We start from the raw sequence: 16,308 nt of genomic DNA on the forward strand, positions 1-16,308 counted from the left end.
TGAGGAAACCTCTCCGGACCAGTCCACAGCAAGGGCCAATGGAAGGCCTGTGGATCGTTCTCGTGGCGGCTCCACCGGGAATCCGGCCTGCTCGGGGGGCCGGGCCTCAGGCGGGGCGGTTGGCCAGGGCCACCGGTGGCTCGTCGTCCATCTCGAAGGCGAGCGGGAAGGGCGCGTGCCCGGCGAGCCGGAACAGGCGGACCGTACGGTGCCTGCGCAGGGCGCGGGCCGCGCGTACGGAGTCGTTGTGGAACCGCCGGGTCATCGGGACGAGGCGTACGGCGGCGGCCAGCTCGTCCGCGGCCTCGTCCCCGCCCGGGGCCTCCCGTACCGCCTCGACCTGCGCGACCTCTCCGAAGACGGCCCGCAGTGCCTCGCTCAGCTCGCTCTCGGCCACTTCACGCTGGTCGTCCTCGGCCTGGCGCGCGGCGTGCGCGCCCTGGTAGAGCACGATCGAGGCCGCGGGATCGAGGAGACCGGCGGTGGCCAGCTCCTGCGCGACCGAGGCACGGCGCAGCAGCTGGGCGTCGAGGGAGGCCCGTGACGCGTCGATCCGCGAGTGGAGTCGGTCGAGGCGGCCGGCGGTCCAGCTGAGATAGAGGCCGATCGCCACGAGCGCGACAAGGATCCAGATCAGGGTTTCGGTCACGCATGGCAGGCTACTGGTGGCCGGGGGCCCTTACGCCACCCCGTACCGTCCCCGTTCCGGCGGCGGCCGGCCGGACCCGTGGGCCCGGCCGGAGCGCCCTCCTTGGAAGGGCGTGTCAGTCGCGGACCGCCAGGCCGAAGCGGGCGCGCAGGCCCACGCGTTCGTCGGTGGCCACCGACGCGGCCCCGTCGGTCACCGTCTCGTAGACGGCGAGGATGTCCGCGCCCACCGTCGACCAGTCGAAGCGCCGCACGTGCGCGCTGCCGCGCTCGCCCAGCTCCTTACGGCGCCGCTGGTCGCCCAGCAGCCGTATGGCCGACTCCGCCAGCGCGTCCGCGTCCTCGTTGGCGAACAGCTCGCCCGCCGTGCCCTGGTCGAGGACCTGCGCGAACGCGTCCAGGTCGCTCGCCAGCACCGCCGCGCCCGCCGACAGCGCCTCGACCAGGATGATGCCGAAGCTCTCTCCCCCGGTGTTGGGCGCCACGTACAGATCCACACTGCGCAGCAGCCGCGCCTTGTCCTCGTCGCTCACCATGCCGAGGAATTCGACGCTGTCGCGCATCTCCTCGGGGAGTGACTCCACCGCCTCCTTCTCGTCGCCGCGCCCGGCGACGAGGAGCCTCGTGTCGGGGAACGCCTCGAGAATCCTCGGCAGGGCCTTCATCAGCACCGGCAGGCCCTTGCGCGGCTCGTCGATGCGTCCGACGAAGCCGAGCGTGCGGCCCTGCCAGTCGGGGTTGACCCCGGCCCTGGCGAAGAAGTCGACATCGACCCCGTTGGGGATGACGACGGCGTCGCCGCCCAGATGCTCGACGAGGGTGCGCCGGGCGTACTCGCTGACCGCGATCCGTGCGCTTATCTTCTCCAGCGCCGGCTGGAGGATCGGATACGCGGCGAGCATCACGCGCGAGCGCGGGTTCGACGTGTGGAACGTGGCGACGATGGGTCCCTGCGCCGCCCAGCAGGCGAGCAGCCCGAGCGAGGGCGCGGTGGGTTCGTGGATGTGGATGACGTCGAAGGTGCCGTCGTGCAGCCAGCGCCGTACCCGGGCGGCGGCCAGGAAGCCGAAGCTCAGCCGGGCGACGGAGCCGTTGTACGGCACGGGCACGGCCCGGCCCGCGGAGACCACGAACGGCGGCAGGGGCGTCTCCTCGTCGGCGGGCGCGAGCACCGAGACCTCGTGGCCGAGCCGGATCAGATGATCCGCGAGATCCCTGATGTGGAACTGCACTCCGCCGGGCACGTCCCAGGAGTACGGGCAGACGATGCCGATCTTCACCCGGTCCCACCGACCTTCTCGGCGCCTCCGCCGGCCCCCTCGGTCGTGCCGGGACGGGGGTCGAGGTCGGCGAGCCAGAGACGTTGCAGCATGTGCCAGTCCTCCGGGTGCTCGGCGATGCCGACGGCGAACTTGTCCGCGACGGCCTGTGTCATCACAGACGACTTCTCGGCCCGTTTACCTGTCGCCGGCACCTCGACGGCCGGATACACCCGTCCCCGCATGAGTTTCGGCCCGTCGAAGTGGAGCGACGCCGGCAGCAGCAGCGCCCCGGTCTGCTGCGCGAGCAGCGCGGGCCCGGCCGGCATCCGGGTCTTCTCGCCGAAGAACGTCACCTCGACGCCGGACGCGGACAGGTCGCGGTCGGCGACCAGACAGACCAGGCCGCCGGAGCGCAGCCGTCGGGCGAGCGTCCCGAAGGCGGTGCCCCCGGTGTGCGGCAGCACCTCCATACCGAGGCTCTCGCGGTATTCGACGAAACGGTCGAAGAGCGACTCGGGCTTGAGCCGTTCCACCACGGTGGTGAAAGGAACGCCCAGCCCCCGGGTCAGATAGGCCCCGGCCAGATCCCAGTTGGCCATGTGCGGCAGGGCCAACACGACGCCCCGCCCGCTGTCCAGACCCTCCGTCAGGAGGTGGAAGTCCTTGACCTCGACGCTGTCCCGCACCCGCTCCGCGCTCCAGACGGGCAGCCGGAACGACTCCATCCAGTACCGCGTGTACGAGCGCATACCGGCCTTGGACAGTTCGGCCAGGCGCTCGGGACCCGCGTCCGGCACCACGCGGGCCAGATTCGACTCGAGCCGCAGCACGTTCGGGCCGCGCCGCCTCCAGACGGTGTCCGCGACGGTCCTGCCGAGGGCGACGGCCGCCGGTTCGGGGAGCGTCTTGACGGTGCTCCAGCCGAGCCCGTAGAGGGCGTCGACGATCCGGTCCCGCCCGCCGCTCATGAAGCGGGTCCGCTCGCCCTGGCCGCGTCCGCCTCGGCGGACTCACGCCGTACGGTCACCACACGCTGACCGAGCGTCACCAGACTTCCGGCGGCCACCACCCACAGCGCGATCGGCAGCAGGATGTCGATACCGGGCACCCCGAACTTGTGCATTCCCGCGAGACCGGCGGCCACCAGCGAGATGACAAGACGCTCGGCGCGCTCGATGAGCCCGTTGACCGCCACCGGCAGCCCTATGGACTCGCCGCGCGCCTTTGTGTACGAGACGACCTGGCCGCTCGTCAGACAGAAGATGGCCACGGCGCAGAGCACGTTGTTGTCGCCCGTCCCCGCGTACCAGAGCGCGAAGCCGCCGAAGACGGCGCCGTCGGCGACCCGGTCGAGCGTGGAGTCGAGGAAGGCCCCCCACCGGCTGGAGATCCCGGCCTGCCGCGCCATGTTGCCGTCGACGAGGTCGGAGAAGACGAAGAGCGTGATGACGATCGTGCCCCAGAAGAACTCTCCCCGGGGGTAGAAGATCAGCGCTCCCGCCGTCACTCCCACGGTGCCGATCAGCGTCACAGCGTCGGGACTCACCCCCCGGCGGAGCAGAAACGCGGCGAACGGGGTGAGGACACGCGTAAAGAATGCACGCGCGTACTTGTTCAGCATGGCCTTCCCGACGGTCGTTGGGCAGGCGGCCCCAACGGCCACCGGCTGGCCCATCGTAGCCAGGACCGCGGGCCTCCACCGCCGGGGCGCCCACCTCGACCGGAACGCGCGCCCGCGCCGGACGGGGCGGGGTGCGCACCCGGCGCGGTGACCGACGTATGGACGCGGGCCGACGCGAGTGGAAAGCTCGAAGGACCACCGTGGGCATCGCAGGAGCTGCCACGCGCGGCCCCCACCGCCCGCGCCGACTCCTCACCGTGCGATCGATCGGGAGGCATGATCATGGGCGACAAGGCCAACGGACATCCCGGGGCCGCCGGCAGGGCGGCAACGGCCGACCGGCCCTCCTCCGTACGGAACGTGGCGCTGGTCGGCCACAGCGGATCCGGCAAGACGACTCTGGTCGAGGCCCTGGCGCTGAGCGCCGGGGCTCTCACGCGGGCGGGCCGTGTGGAGGACGGCGGCACCGTCTCGGACTACGACGAGATCGAGCACCGGCAGCAACGTTCCGTACAGCTCTCCCTCGTCCCCCTGGAGTGGGGAGGGTGCAAGATCAATCTGCTGGACACCCCCGGCTACGCGGATTTCGTCGGGGAGCTGAGGGCCGGTCTGCGCGCGGCGGACGCGGCCCTCTTCGTCGTCTCGGCCGCCCAGGAGGCGGAGGCCGTCGCGGGCGCCACCCGCGCGATGTGGGAGGAGTGCGCCGCCGTCGGTATGCCGCGCGCGATCGTCGTGACGCATCTGGAGACCGCCCGCACGGGCTTCGACGAGCTGACGGACGTCTGCGGCGGGATCTTCGGCGGCGACGACCCCGACGCCGTCCTGCCCCTGTATCTCCCCGTGTACGGCGCGCCGGGCCCCGACGGGCACGCGCCGGTCACCGGGCTCACCGGACTGCTCACGCGGCAGACATACGACTACTCGTCGGGCTCCCGCGAGGTGCTGGCGCCCGACCCCGGGCGGCTGCCGCTCATCGACGGGGCGCGGGACCGGCTGATCGAGGGGATCATCGCCGAGAGCGAGGACGAGACCCTGATGGAGCGCTATCTGGGCGGCGGTGAGATCGACGAGAAGACGCTCGTCGACGATCTGGAGAAGGCCGTCGCCCGCGGTGTCTTCCATCCCGTCCTCGCGGCGGCCCCGGCCGCCGACGGGGCGCGCCAAGGCCTCGGCACGGTCGAGCTGCTCGAACTGATCGCCCGGGGCTTCCCCACCCCGCTGGAGCGCCCGGCGCCCGAGGTGACCACCCCGCGCGGCTCCGCCCGCCCGCGGCCCGGCTGCGACCCGGACGGCCCGCTGGTCGCCGAGGTGGTCAAGACGGCGTCCGACCCGTACGTGGGGCGGCTCTCCCTGGTCCGGGTCTTCTCCGGCACCCTGCGGCCCGACGAGACGGTGCACGTCTCCGGGCACGGGCTCGCCGACCGCGGGCACGAGGACCACGACGTGGACGAGCGGATCGGCGCGCTCTCCGCGCCCTTCGGCAAGCGGCAGCGGGTCCTCGGCAGCTGCGTCGCGGGCGATCTGGCGTGTGTGGCGAAGCTGTCGCACGCCGAGACCGGGGACACGCTCTCCGCCCGGGACGACCCGCTCCTGATGCGGCCGTGGACGATGCCCGACCCGCTGCTTCCGCTCGCCGTGCGGGCGCACAGCACGTCGGACGAGGACAGGCTGTCGCAGGGCCTCGCGCGGCTGGCCGCCGAGGATCCGACGATGCGCCTGGAGCAGAACCCGGCCACCGGCCAGGTCGTCCTGTGGTGTCTCGGCGAGGCGCACGTGGACGTGGCCCTGGAGCGGCTGCGCGACCGGTACGGCGTCCAGGTCGACGTCGTACCGCACAAGGTGCCGCTGCGGGAGACCTTCGGCGAGCGGGCGACGGGGCGCGGCCGGCTCGTCAAACAGTCCGGCGGCCACGGCCAGTTCGCGATCTGCGAGATCGAGGTCGATCCGCTGCCCGCCGGCTCCGGCGTCGAGTTCGTCGACAGGGTCGTGGGGGGCGCGGTGCCCCGGCAGTTCGTCCCGGCCGTGGAGAAGGGCGTACGGGCGCAGGCGGCGCGCGGTGTCGCCGCCGGGCATCCGCTGGTCGACGTGCGGGTGACGCTGGTCGACGGGAAGTCGCACTCGGTGGACTCCTCGGACGGCGCTTTCCAGACGGCCGGCGCGCTGGCGCTGCGCGACGCGTCGGCCCGGGCGCGTATCGAACTGCTGGAGCCGGTGGCCTCCGTGGAGGTGGTGGTGCCCGACGAGTACGTGGGCCCCGTGATGAGCGATCTGTCGGGACGGCGCGGCCGGGTGGTCGGCACCGATCGGGCCGGGGCGGGGCGGACGGTCGTCCAGGCCGAGGTGCCGGAGATCGAGATCGGCCGTTACGCGATCGATCTGCGCTCGGTCTCGCACGGCACGGGCCGGTTCAGCCGCGCGTACGCCCGGCACGAGGCGATGCCGGCCCAGGTGGCCGACCGTATCCGGGAGAGCGCCGCCGCCGAGGTGGTGGCCTGAGCGGCGCGCGGGGCGCGGGAGCCACGGGGGACGCGGCGGGTTTCTCCCTGACGCGGAGTGTGTGCCCCGGGTTACGCTGTGGTGCGCCCCAGCTCAGCAGGTGTGCGGGGCACGGTAGTTGGGAACAGGGCGCAGCAGCGGATGCTCGCGGCGATGGGGGCGGACAGTGGCGCAGGACGGATTCGATTTCTCTCCGGGAGCTCAGGTTCCGCTCCAGGGGTCGGCGGGGCAGACGGCGGCGACGCATGCCCTGGCCTCGGCGGCGTACCGCGACAGCTCCATCGAGCAGATCCTCGAGGCCGACAGCGAGTGGCACAAGTCGACGGTGAAGAAGGGCAAGGTGTCGCTCTTCGAGCCGAATCTGGGTGAGGCGTTCTCGCGCGCGGTGCAGACGCGGATGCTGGGTGGCGGCCGTGGCGCGCTCATCCAGTCGTTCGGCACGGAACCGCAGTCGGTGGTCGAGCACTGTCTGGCGGCGACCCGCATCCGTAAGGAGCGCGACACCCGGCTCACGGTGGTGGCGGTCGTCTTCGGTCTGCTGTTCCTGCCGGGGACGCTGCTGTGGATCGGTGTCTTCCAGCTGCGCAGGACGCTGGCCGGGTCGAAGGACAAGAAGGCCGGCGCGATCGGCGGCGCGCTGCTGCTCGGCGCCGCCGCGCTGGCCGTGGTCTTCCTGGTCGCGCTGCCGTTCACGGGTTTCCTCGGCTGGTATCTGCGCGGCGTGATCATCGCACCCGTCATCGGGTGGGTGGTGGCCAAGCGGATCTGCGAGACGACGGCGAAGGACCTGCGCGCCCGGTGGAGCGATCTCCTGTCGGGCGGCGGCGTGGGCGCCAAGGTGCCCGAGGCGGTGCCCGGACATCCCGACGAGACCGCGCGGGAGGAACTGCGGCACAGCCTGGAGAAGCTGACGGCGGAGCAGCGTTCCAACGCGGTCTTCTACGCGGGGCCCAAGGGGATACTGGGCATGGGCACCCGGTGGGGCAGCTGGCAGCTCGCCGAGGATCTGGTCCCCAAGGACCCCACCAAGGAGATCCACCAGTTCCGCAGCTACGACGTGATACGGGCGATGCACGACCAGCTGAAGATGCTGGAGCGCGGCCCGCTCAACTCGGGTGGTTTCCCCAAGCCCGAGGTGAAGCACTGGATCGTCCGGCCGGTCGGCGAGAACGCCGGTTCGGTCAGCAGGCCCGAGGGCCAGGACGTCGAGGCCTACCAGGTCAAGCCGCACGAGATACAGCGCATCTGCAACCACCAGCAGTTCGGCGCGGGTGACCGGCACTATCTGGGCGTGCAGTTCGTGCTGTGGGACGGCCAGTTGATCATCACGATGATGATCACGGTGACGGTCCTGCACGAGACCCTGCGTATCGAGGTGACGGGTCACGCGCTGGGGCCGGTGAACCCGCTCTTCTTCTCGAAGCCGTCGCCGAAGACGGTCACCGTGGCCAAGACGGTCCGGTTCTGGGAGACCACGACCCGCAGTCTGCCGCTGGTGGAGGCGAAGGAGGCGGTGCGGCTCGCGGTCCGCGCGCCGTTCACCTGGTACCCGCCGATCCTCGACTTCCTCGGCGGCAAGCTCGTCCTGCCCGAGCCGTTCGGTCTGCGGCACGCCTGGGCGGACAAGCCGTGGCGCCACCGCTTCATGGCCGACGACGCGATGCGCGCGGCCACGCCCGTGCTGCGGGTGGCGCACACGGCGGCCCTGCGCGTCCTGGAGGAGAACGGCGTGGACACCGCGCGCTTCGGCAGCCGCTCCTCCTCCCTCAGCGGCGCGGTCCAGGACCCGTCACCGAAGAAGGCCGACGTGTACGACGCGTAGCGAGGGAGGGCTACGAGGCCGCCTTCGGCCAGGCGTCGGCGAGCATCACCCGGGTGTCGGCCAGGAGTTGGGGCAGCACCCGGGTACGGGCGACGACCGGCATGAAGTTGGCGTCGCCGCCCCAGCGCGGCACGACGTGCTGGTGCAGATGGGCGGCGATACCGGCCCCCGCGACTGTTCCCTGGTTCATCCCGATGTTGAAGCCGTGCGCCCCGGAGGCCGTCCGCAGCGCGGTCATCGCCTGCTTGGTGAACTCGGCCAGTTCGGCGGTCTCGGCGCCGTCCAGCTCCGTGTAGTCGGCGACGTGCCTGAACGGCACGACCAGGAGATGGCCGCCGTTGTACGGATACAGGTTCAGCACCGCGTACACCGACTCGCCGCGCGCGACGACGAGGCCGTCCTCGTCGGACTTGAGCGGGATCGAGCAGAAGGGGCAGCCGTCGCCCGCGTTCGGACTGGTGGGCTTGTTCTCACCCTGGATGTAGGCCATCCGGTGGGGCGTCCACAGGCGCTGGAACGCGTCCGGGGTGCCCACTCCGATCTGCTGCTCCGGCTCACTCGTCATGCTGTGCAGCATATGACTTCGGCCCGCCGGCGCGTGTCGCCGGGCCCGCCCCGTACACACCCCGGCCATGCTGGCGCGATGCATGTCCGGAACCGGGCGAACCGCCTGCGCGCGTGGGAGCGGCGCCTCGAACTGCCCCTGCTCATCGCCTCGCCGCTCTTCCTCGCCTGTTACGCGGTCCTGGTGCTGAACCACAGGCACGACCCTCTCCCGGGCGATGTCGCGCTCGGGGTCCTCCTCGCGATCTGGGCACTGTTCGCGGTCGACTACGCGGTCCGTCTGGTGCTGAGCGGCCGGGGCGCGCGCTTCGTGACGACGCACTGGCTCGACACGGTCGTCCTGCTGCTGCCCCTGCTGCGCCCGGTGCGGATCGTGAGCACATACGTGACGCTCCAGCGCCGCCGCGACCGGCCGCGGCTGAGCCTGTACGGGCGGGTGATGTCGTACGCGGGGGTGACGGCCTTCCTGCTCAGCCTCGCCGCCTCGCTGGCGGTCTACCAGCAGGAGCGCGGCGCCCCGGGAGCCACCATCCGGACCTTCGGGGACTCGGTGTGGTGGGCCTGCTCGGCGATCACCACGGTCGGGTACGGCGATGTCACACCGGTGACACCGCTCGGCCGGCTGTTCGCGGTCTTTCTGATGGTCTGCGGTCTGGCGCTGCTGGGCGCGGTGACCGGTTCGTTCTCCTCGTGGCTCATCCAGGTCTTCGACCGGGAGGACCGCGCGAGGACGGCGGAGGGAGGCGACGAGGGAGACCGGGGAGCGGGCGTGGAACGGCCTCCGGGAAGCTGACGCCTCCCGGAGGCCGTCGCGGACCTGAAGCTGCGGCGGAGCGGCCGGGGAGTCTCAGACCTGTACGCGGCGCTCCACGACGTCCAGCAGCTCGGCGAGCGCCTCGTCGGCCGGGATGCCGTTCTTCTGCGTACCGTCCCGGTAGCGGAAGGACACCGCGCCGTTGGCGACGTCCTCGTCACCGGCGATGATCATGAACGGTGTCTTGGCCTTCTGGTGGTTGCGGATCTTCTTCTGCATCCGGTCCGCCGACGCGTCGACCTCGACCCGCAGCCCCTCGGCCCTCGCCCGCGCGGCGAACTCCTGGAGGTAGGGCACGTGCGCGTCGCCGATCGGGATGCCGACCGCCTGGATGGGGGCCAGCCAGGCCGGGAACGCGCCCGCGTAGTGTTCGAGGAGCACGGCGAAGAACCGCTCGATCGAGCCGAACAGCGCCCGGTGGATCATGACCGGCTGCTGCTTGGTGCCGTCGGACGCGGTGTACTCCAGCTCGAACCGCTTCGGCTGCTGGAAGTCGACCTGGATGGTCGACATCTGCCAGGACCGGCCGATGGCGTCCTTGGCCTGTACGGAGATCTTGGGCCCGTAGTACGCGGCGCCGCCCGGGTCGGGGACCAGCGGCAGGCCCTGCTTGTCGGCGGCCTGCTGGAGCGCGGCCGTGGCCTCCTCCCACTCCTCGTCCTCACCCATGAACTTGTCCGACTCGGGGTCGCGGGTGGACAGCTCCAGCTCGAACTCCGAGAGGCCGTAGTCGCGCAGCAGCTCCAGCACGAAGGTGAGCAGGGAGTCCAGCTCCTGCGGCATCTCCTCCTTGGTGCAGTAGATGTGCGCGTCGTCCTGGGTGAAGCCGCGGGAGCGGGTGAGACCGTGCACGACGCCGGACTTCTCGTACCGGTAGACCGTGCCGAACTCGAACAGGCGCAGGGGCAGTTCGCGGTAGGACCGGCCGCGCGCCTTGAAAATCAGGTTGTGCATCGGGCAGTTCATGGCCTTGAGGTAGTAGTCCTGGCCGTCGAACTCCATGGGCGGGAACATGCCGTCCGCGTAGTGCGGCAGATGTCCCGAGGTCTCGAAGAGCTTCTTCTTCGAGATGTGCGGGGTGTTGACGAACTCGTACCCGGACACCTCGTGGCGGTGGCGCGAGTACTGCTCCATCTCCTTGCGGATCACCCCGCCCTTGGGGTGGAAGACCGCGAGCCCCGAGCCCAGCTCGTCGGGGAAGGAGAACAGGTCCAGCTCACTGCCCAGCCTGCGGTGGTCGCGGCGCTCGGCCTCGGCGAGGAAGTCGAGGTGGGCCTTGAGCTCCTCCTTGGACGGCCAGGCGGTGCCGTAGATCCGCTGGAGCTGCGGGTTCTTCTCGCTGCCGCGCCAGTAGGCGGCGGCGGAGCGCATCAGCTTGAAGGCCGGGATGTTACGGGTGGTGGGCAGGTGCGGACCCCGGCAGAGGTCCTTCCAGCACAGCTCGCCGGTCTTGGCGTCGAGGTTGTCGTAGATGGTCAGCTCACCCGCGCCGACCTCGGCCGAGGCGCCCTCGGCGGCGTCGGCGGCCTTGCCCTTGAGCCCGATCAGCTCGATCTTGTACGGCTCGTCCGCCAGCTCGACCCGGGCGTCCTCGTCGGTGGTGACCCGCCGGGAGAACCGCTGGCCGCGCTTCTGGATCTCCTGCATCTTCTTCTCGACGGCCTTGATGTCGTCGGGGGTGAAGGGCTCGGCGACGTCGAAGTCGTAGTAGAAGCCGTCCTTGATCGGCGGACCGATACCCAGCTTGGCCTCGGGGAAGAGCTCCTGCACCGCCTGCGCCATGACATGCGCGGTGGAGTGGCGCAGGATGTTCAGGCCGTCCTCGGACGAGATCTCCACCGGCTCGACGCTCTCGCCGTCCGCGACCTCGTAGGAGAGGTCCTTGAGCTCGCCGCCGACGCGGGCGGCGATCACGGTGCGCTCACCGGGGAAGAGGTCGGCCGCCGTAGTGCCCGTCGTCACCACGCGCTCTTCCCGCTCGGAATCGCGTTCGATGGTCACGCGGACATCTGACACCGGTCTCTCCTGACTCACGGGGCGCGCAGGCTCGTTTCCGTACGCGACGGGAATCGTACCGAGCCGGAGGGGCCACTCGCTAAACGGATGAATTGTGCCGCCATCTCCGGCGTACGGCGCAAAGGGTGCGGGTATCACCGATTCGGGCGGTCGGCCGGATGCCATCTGCCAAGCGTGTGCGAGGAGTTCGGGGATGACGCACTGGTACGAGGGCCCCCTGGCCGCATTCGACATCGAAACGACAGGTACCGACGCCGAGGAGGACCGGATCGTCTCGGCCGCCCTCGTCGTCCAGGACATATCGGGCGCCCGCGCCCGGGTCACCCGCTGGCTGGTCAATCCGGGGATACCGGTGCCGCCCGGGGCGACCGAGGTGCACGGCCTCACCGACGCGCTGGTCCAGCGCTCGGGCCGCTGGCCGGCGCCGGTGATCGAGGAGGTCGGGCGCGGTCTGGCCGAGCACTGCATGGCGGGCCGGCCGCTGGTGGTGATGAACGCGCCCTTCGGCCTGACGCTGCTCGACCGCGAGATGCGGCGCCACCGCAGCTCCTCACTGGCCCGCTATCTGGAGAACGCCCCTCTGTGCGTACTGGACCCGAGTGTGCTCGACCGGCATCTCGATCCCGTCCGCAAGGGCCGGCGGCGGCTGATCGATCTCTGCTCCCTGTACGGGGTGGTGCTGGACGGCTCGCACGACGCCGCGGCCGACGCGGCGGCGGCGCTGGAGGTGGTCCGCTCGCTCGGGCGCCGGTTCGCCACCACGACACAGCAGCTCACCGCGGCCCAGCTGCACGCCCGGCAGGCGGGCTGGCACGCGGCCCAGTCACGCGGCCGGCAGGAGTGGTTCACGCGCGGCGGCCCACGGGTGTCGAGCGACCCCACATGGCCGATGCGGCCTCAAATGCCGGTCGTGGCCTGACCGTTCACCCGTACGCCGACACGGCGGCCGGGGCGGGCCCGACAACAGCGAGGCCGGTCCGTCATCGACGGACCGGCCTCTCCCGGTGGGGGACGGTGGGCCTCACCGGAACACGAGGTACACGCTGCAAGCCCTGCAAAACCTACTTGGGAGTCTGCCGGGGCCTGAGGCTCCGCCAATCAAGCGTGAGCCGAAGCCAGTGCGCCGTGTTACGAAGCGCCTCAAGGACGCCCAGATTGCGGAGTTGGTCGAGGCATACGAGGCAGGAGCTACTGCCTACCAGCTTGCTGAGCGCTTCGGCATCAAGCGTCAGACAGTGAGTGCCATCCTGAAGCGCAACAGCATCACACCTCGCTGGCGTCGGCTCACCGATGCGGATATGGATCAGGCCGAGCACCTCTACATCCATCAGCGCATGTCGACCGCCCGTATTGCCGACCGACTGAAGGTCGATCCGGAGACAGTACGTCTGCGCCTACACAAGCGCGGCGTGCGGATGCGCGATCCGCACGACCGCCCTTGACAGCTCCGAACCTCCAGATTGGCCCCACCTTTCACATGATCGGTGGCGCCAATCTGCACCTACCAACCTATCTTTCAGCTCCACGAGCTATAAATGCTCCTTGCCAACCAGTAACCGGAAGGAGGTTTGAATGGAAGAACAAGCACCAGACATGCAAGCACAGGAGCTAGCGGTCGAGGAAGAACGCAAGCCAGTGGTGTTCGCCGTGCGCATTGATCCAGTTCTGCGAGAACAGATAGAAGGACTGCGCGGCATAACGGAGCAGAGCGTCAACGACGTTGGCGTGGAAGCGCTCGAAGGCTGGGTTGCAAAAACGCTTGAGGACAAAACAGTCCGACAGAAAGCCATGGCCGAACTCGACGCCGAGGAGAAACGACTCCAGGAACGTCGGTCAGCCATCGCGGGGATACTTGGCCAGACTGCAACGGCGACGGAGACATCAGGCGAAGCGCCTTCCAGCCCGAGCCGTAGCTAGAGCGGACGGCGCGGAAAGGAGCAGACCGAGCCTTAAGAGGCTTTAGTATCGCAGCTACTGAACGGGAGCCTGATCGCCACCATGGCGGTCAGGCTCCTTCCGTTCTGCTACGCCTACCATCGCGGCCAGATACTCCATCAGGAGACAGGAGCCTGACTTAATGCCTTCGTAGTCGATTTCTCGGTCATCAAAAACGGGGTTCGTGTCAGCCTCGATCGATCCCCAGAAGACGCCAAGACGTCTGACGATCTCAACAGCCTCAGCCAGGAGTTCGGTCCGCACTTCAAAATCAGGGTCCACGAGCAACTTCGGCAACTCGTGCGCCACTTCATTGCGATGGGTCCGAATCTCGGCAAGCGTGGCGACCTGCTCGTCAGTCAACGCGTCCATCTTGACGAGCCAGGCACACGAAGCAAGGTACTTGTTTGCACCCAGCCAAAGCACGTTCCTGGCGTACTGATCCTCGTTGTAGACGTGTGCACCGCCTTTGAAGCCACACCAGAAGAAGTCATGAACGCTGTCGATGATCTGAGGCTTTATGAGCTCGTAGGCAGAAAGGAAGCACCCGGCGCGCATCAGAGTGGCGGCCACCGACTCGGGGGCCAGCTTGGCGTTCAACCGCTGCTCCATGTCCATGGGCGTCACCATGCCAGTGCCCGAGTGAGGCTGTCGAGCAGGTTTCCTACTGCCGCTCATACACGGCCATGATCTTCCCGTACGCCTCGGTGAGGTTCTGCGTCGTGTACTCATCCCACACGTCAATACGAGCCGGGAGACGCTTCATTGGGCGATGCAGAAACTGGCTATGCCACGTCCGGTCCTGGGTCAGAACTACAGGCTCAGCGACATCAGGGAACTGATCGGCCGTGATGTCCAGAAGCCAACTCTCCTGCTCCAGCCAAGCATGCGAGTGGTAGTCGCCTTCGCGGCACCCCGACACGTAGATCCACTCGCCGTGCCCCTGCTCCTGGAGGAACTGGCCGAGCAACGGTGACGCGTCCCCACACGAGCCGTTGGGGAAGTCCCTCAGAGATATGAGACCCGTGTCCGGGCACTCAATGATCGCCTCACGGAAGGCTGCTGCTGCGGAGCGAACCTCGGTCACGTGGTCAACCTACGCTCGATCTTGTCGAGCATCCGCATGAGCAGGCTGGCAGTCATGACGGCCTCGGACGCCTCGGTGACGTCGTCGAACGACACTTCACGGTGGCCGGAAGGGTTGCGTAGCACGGCGTACGCACCCTGGAAGAGCATCATGGTCCCGACGACTTCGCCGGCAGGAGCGGCAGGGTCGGCGAGCGGCCCACCCTGTCGAAAAGCCTTCGTCATGAGGTCGGTACCGAACACGTCATCGCCGAAGCCAGCCAACTGCCGCACACGAACCTCGACGGCCTTCATCGATACGAAGATGGCGTTCTCATACTCGCCAAGGAGGAACTGACGCCGAGCCTTGGCTTCAATCACCGGGTGCAAGTTCCCTTGCAGACGATTGATGCTGCGGACGGTGGCAATGCCTTGCTTCATCGCCTCATGCCCGCGGCGCGTCACGAACAGAGCATGTGCACTTGTGTTGCCCGGCTCGCTTGCAAGCATGCCCTGTGCCCACAACCACTGCACGGCCTCAGCAACGGCGTTTGCCGCACCGGGGGCCCGATAGTTCTCGTCCCGAGTGTAGCTCAAGCAATAGTTATACGAGTTCCACGTGTTGCTTCGCACTATGTCTTCGAGGACATGCAATGCCAGTTCGTCTACGGGCAGTTCGAGGGCATCCTGAGCAGCGATATCGATCATGCATATACATATACGCTGCCAGGATTCGCCTGTAAAGCGGTTCTTCAATATGCCGACGCTGCTGCTAGCTCATCCAAGCCAGCGATCACGTGATGATCGGCGGCCGGTACTCACCGCACCGCACATTTCCGGCCCCGCTGACAGCACGCTCTAGGTGGCTGTAGATGTACTGATCGAACGGCACCCGCTCTTTGGGGACTCCAGCGTACCCGCCCCATTCCTGGAGCTCTTCATCCGTAGCATGGTGGACGCAGTAGTTGAAGCGGTCCCACAGTGGCGGATCATTGAACAGGAACCAGAAGTAGGGGAACTTTTCGGGAACGTCCCCAGTTAGCAAGCGCAGCTCTTCAGTCCCAGCGCGGCTAATGTATTTAGAAGGTGCGCTCTCGATCAGGCCAGCGATCTCATCGAGAAGTCCACCAACGAGATAGCAAACGTACAGCGAGGCCAACAGCACTGAGACCTTGGAATACGGGTGCTCGATGCCGATACCAGTCCGATTTCCGTACCAGTTGTTCCGATCGTGCAGATCGCGCGCTGCGTTATGTGTCGGGTGCAGGAATTTACCTAGGAACGTGTAGTGCGCTTCGATGCGCGCGATCACGGCCTCGTCGATGAGACCGTTCAGCTCCAGGCACTCCAGCAGCCCGTCATACGACAGATAGAACTTGTAATTCAGCGCCGCTTCTTCGCGATGCCCCTTCAGGATTTTCTTCGTCTCCGGCTCACGCTCGTAGTACTCAAAGTAGTCGCCCTCATCCAGGCGCATCTGCTCAGGCCGAAACTGTTGGAACTGAAAGTAGTGAACGGGAATGATGAGCTCCGGGTCCTCCGCGCTCCTAAGCCCTTCGTAAACGTGCATGATGCGCCTACTAACCCGCGGAGCACGCCTTACTTCAACACGATGTTGCGCCTTGTTTTCTTGATGCAGGTCGCGGAGCTTCTCCTGTTCCTCTTTGAGACGAGCTTTAAACTGCCCTTCCGTCAATGCTGATAGGTCCTGGATCTTGATGAGCTTCCGACCACGGCACATCAGCATGAACAGTAGGTAATGTTCCAAGAGCGACCGACTGAGACCAAGGGAGTCGGCAATCTTGCCGTTCTCGATGAGCATCAGGCAACTCTCGGCGGTTTCCATGCGGAAATTGAGGAAGTCAATCAGGTCGTCGTAAGCACCAAATTGGACCTCACCGATGGTCCTCTTGCCGCCCCACGCCACGTATTCGTCAAGCATGGCACGGGTGTGCTGATTTACGCGCTCGATCTCACGGTCAAGATGATTATTCACAGATGCTCTCCAATCTAGTGTCGGAGCCTGGCCACCCTAGGGGTGGCCAGGCTCTCTTTACGTTGAGCG

Annotated in this window: 16 protein-coding genes; 6 read left to right on the forward strand and 10 right to left on the reverse strand. The window is 68.0% G+C overall.

Annotated features, from left to right (window positions below):
* Window positions 1-106: 106 nt before the first annotated feature.
* The 4 genes from ACFWU9_RS09615 to pgsA all read right to left on the reverse strand — a co-directional run bounded on the left by ACFWU9_RS09615 (window position 107) and on the right by pgsA (window position 3,585).
* Window positions 107-649: a hypothetical protein gene (locus ACFWU9_RS09615; protein ID WP_384316072.1), complete on the reverse strand. Its 543-nt coding sequence runs from the start codon at window positions 647-649 to the stop codon at window positions 107-109.
* A gap of 115 nt (window positions 650-764) precedes the next feature.
* On the reverse strand, window positions 765-1,928 hold the full coding sequence (locus ACFWU9_RS09620) for a glycosyltransferase family 4 protein (RefSeq protein ID WP_384316074.1): 1,164 nt from the start codon (window positions 1,926-1,928) through the stop codon (window positions 765-767).
* On the reverse strand, window positions 1,925-2,878 hold the full coding sequence (locus ACFWU9_RS09625; RefSeq protein ID WP_384316076.1) for a phosphatidylinositol mannoside acyltransferase: 954 nt from the start codon (window positions 2,876-2,878) through the stop codon (window positions 1,925-1,927). Before ACFWU9_RS09625 ends, ACFWU9_RS09620 begins: the two co-directional genes overlap by 4 nt.
* Entirely contained in the window at window positions 2,875-3,585 is a 711-nt protein-coding gene (gene pgsA, locus ACFWU9_RS09630) for a phosphatidylinositol phosphate synthase (RefSeq protein ID WP_384316078.1), read from the reverse strand. The genes ACFWU9_RS09625 and pgsA overlap by 4 nt, the downstream gene beginning before the upstream one ends.
* Window positions 3,586-3,813: 228 nt before the next feature.
* On the opposite strand from pgsA, the gene ACFWU9_RS09635 reads away from it, so the two are divergent.
* Complete coding sequence (locus ACFWU9_RS09635; RefSeq protein ID WP_384316080.1) at window positions 3,814-6,027, forward strand: elongation factor G-like protein EF-G2; 2,214 nt, start codon at window positions 3,814-3,816, stop codon at window positions 6,025-6,027.
* Window positions 6,028-6,193: 166 nt separating this feature from the next.
* Window positions 6,194-7,849, forward strand: coding sequence for a hypothetical protein (locus ACFWU9_RS09640; protein WP_384316082.1), 1,656 nt, complete (start codon window positions 6,194-6,196; stop codon window positions 7,847-7,849).
* A 10-nt stretch (window positions 7,850-7,859) separates the two neighbouring features.
* Here the strand turns inward: ACFWU9_RS09640 and ACFWU9_RS09645 are convergent, their stop codons facing one another.
* Window positions 7,860-8,426, reverse strand: a complete 567-nt coding sequence (locus tag ACFWU9_RS09645) for an HIT family protein (RefSeq protein WP_384316084.1) — start codon at window positions 8,424-8,426, stop codon at window positions 7,860-7,862.
* A gap of 66 nt (window positions 8,427-8,492) precedes the next feature.
* On the opposite strand from ACFWU9_RS09645, the gene ACFWU9_RS09650 reads away from it, so the two are divergent.
* On the forward strand, window positions 8,493-9,206 hold the full coding sequence (locus tag ACFWU9_RS09650; protein ID WP_384316086.1) for a potassium channel family protein: 714 nt from the start codon (window positions 8,493-8,495) through the stop codon (window positions 9,204-9,206).
* A 54-nt stretch (window positions 9,207-9,260) separates the two neighbouring features.
* Here ACFWU9_RS09650 and thrS read toward each other — a convergent pair whose 3' ends face one another.
* Window positions 9,261-11,243, reverse strand: a complete 1,983-nt coding sequence (gene thrS / locus ACFWU9_RS09655; protein ID WP_384316088.1) for a threonine--tRNA ligase — start codon at window positions 11,241-11,243, stop codon at window positions 9,261-9,263.
* Between the two features lie 193 nt (window positions 11,244-11,436).
* Here thrS and ACFWU9_RS09660 point away from each other — a divergent pair, with 193 nt between their 5' ends.
* The 3 genes from ACFWU9_RS09660 to ACFWU9_RS09670 all read left to right on the forward strand — a co-directional run bounded on the left by ACFWU9_RS09660 (window position 11,437) and on the right by ACFWU9_RS09670 (window position 13,160).
* Window positions 11,437-12,162 (forward strand): exonuclease domain-containing protein, encoded by a 726-nt coding sequence (locus ACFWU9_RS09660; RefSeq protein ID WP_384316090.1) that lies wholly within the window; start codon window positions 11,437-11,439, stop codon window positions 12,160-12,162.
* Window positions 12,163-12,406: 244 nt separating this feature from the next.
* A complete protein-coding gene (locus ACFWU9_RS09665) occupies window positions 12,407-12,685 on the forward strand; it encodes a hypothetical protein (RefSeq protein WP_384316092.1) in 279 nt (92 codons plus the stop codon).
* Between the two features lie 130 nt (window positions 12,686-12,815).
* Window positions 12,816-13,160, forward strand: coding sequence for a hypothetical protein (locus ACFWU9_RS09670; RefSeq protein ID WP_384316094.1), 345 nt, complete (start codon window positions 12,816-12,818; stop codon window positions 13,158-13,160).
* A 54-nt stretch (window positions 13,161-13,214) separates the two neighbouring features.
* Here ACFWU9_RS09670 and ACFWU9_RS09675 read toward each other — a convergent pair whose 3' ends face one another.
* The 4 genes from ACFWU9_RS09675 to ACFWU9_RS09690 all read right to left on the reverse strand — a co-directional run bounded on the left by ACFWU9_RS09675 (window position 13,215) and on the right by ACFWU9_RS09690 (window position 16,239).
* Entirely contained in the window at window positions 13,215-13,796 is a 582-nt protein-coding gene (locus ACFWU9_RS09675; protein ID WP_384316096.1) for a hypothetical protein, read from the reverse strand.
* A gap of 46 nt (window positions 13,797-13,842) precedes the next feature.
* The gene (locus tag ACFWU9_RS09680; protein ID WP_384316098.1) at window positions 13,843-14,265 is read right to left on the reverse strand and encodes a hypothetical protein; all 423 of its coding nucleotides are present in this window, start codon (window positions 14,263-14,265) and stop codon (window positions 13,843-13,845) included.
* Window positions 14,262-14,951 (reverse strand): TIGR02391 family protein, encoded by a 690-nt coding sequence (locus ACFWU9_RS09685; protein ID WP_384316100.1) that lies wholly within the window; start codon window positions 14,949-14,951, stop codon window positions 14,262-14,264. The genes ACFWU9_RS09680 and ACFWU9_RS09685 overlap by 4 nt, the downstream gene beginning before the upstream one ends.
* Before the next feature lie 85 nt (window positions 14,952-15,036).
* Window positions 15,037-16,239, reverse strand: a complete 1,203-nt coding sequence (locus ACFWU9_RS09690) for a hypothetical protein (RefSeq protein ID WP_384316102.1) — start codon at window positions 16,237-16,239, stop codon at window positions 15,037-15,039.
* Window positions 16,240-16,308 lie beyond the last annotated feature (69 nt).

The sequence above is a fragment of the Streptomyces sp. NPDC058653 genome (assembly GCF_042716895.1).
GTDB lineage: Bacteria > Actinomycetota > Actinomycetes > Streptomycetales > Streptomycetaceae > Streptomyces.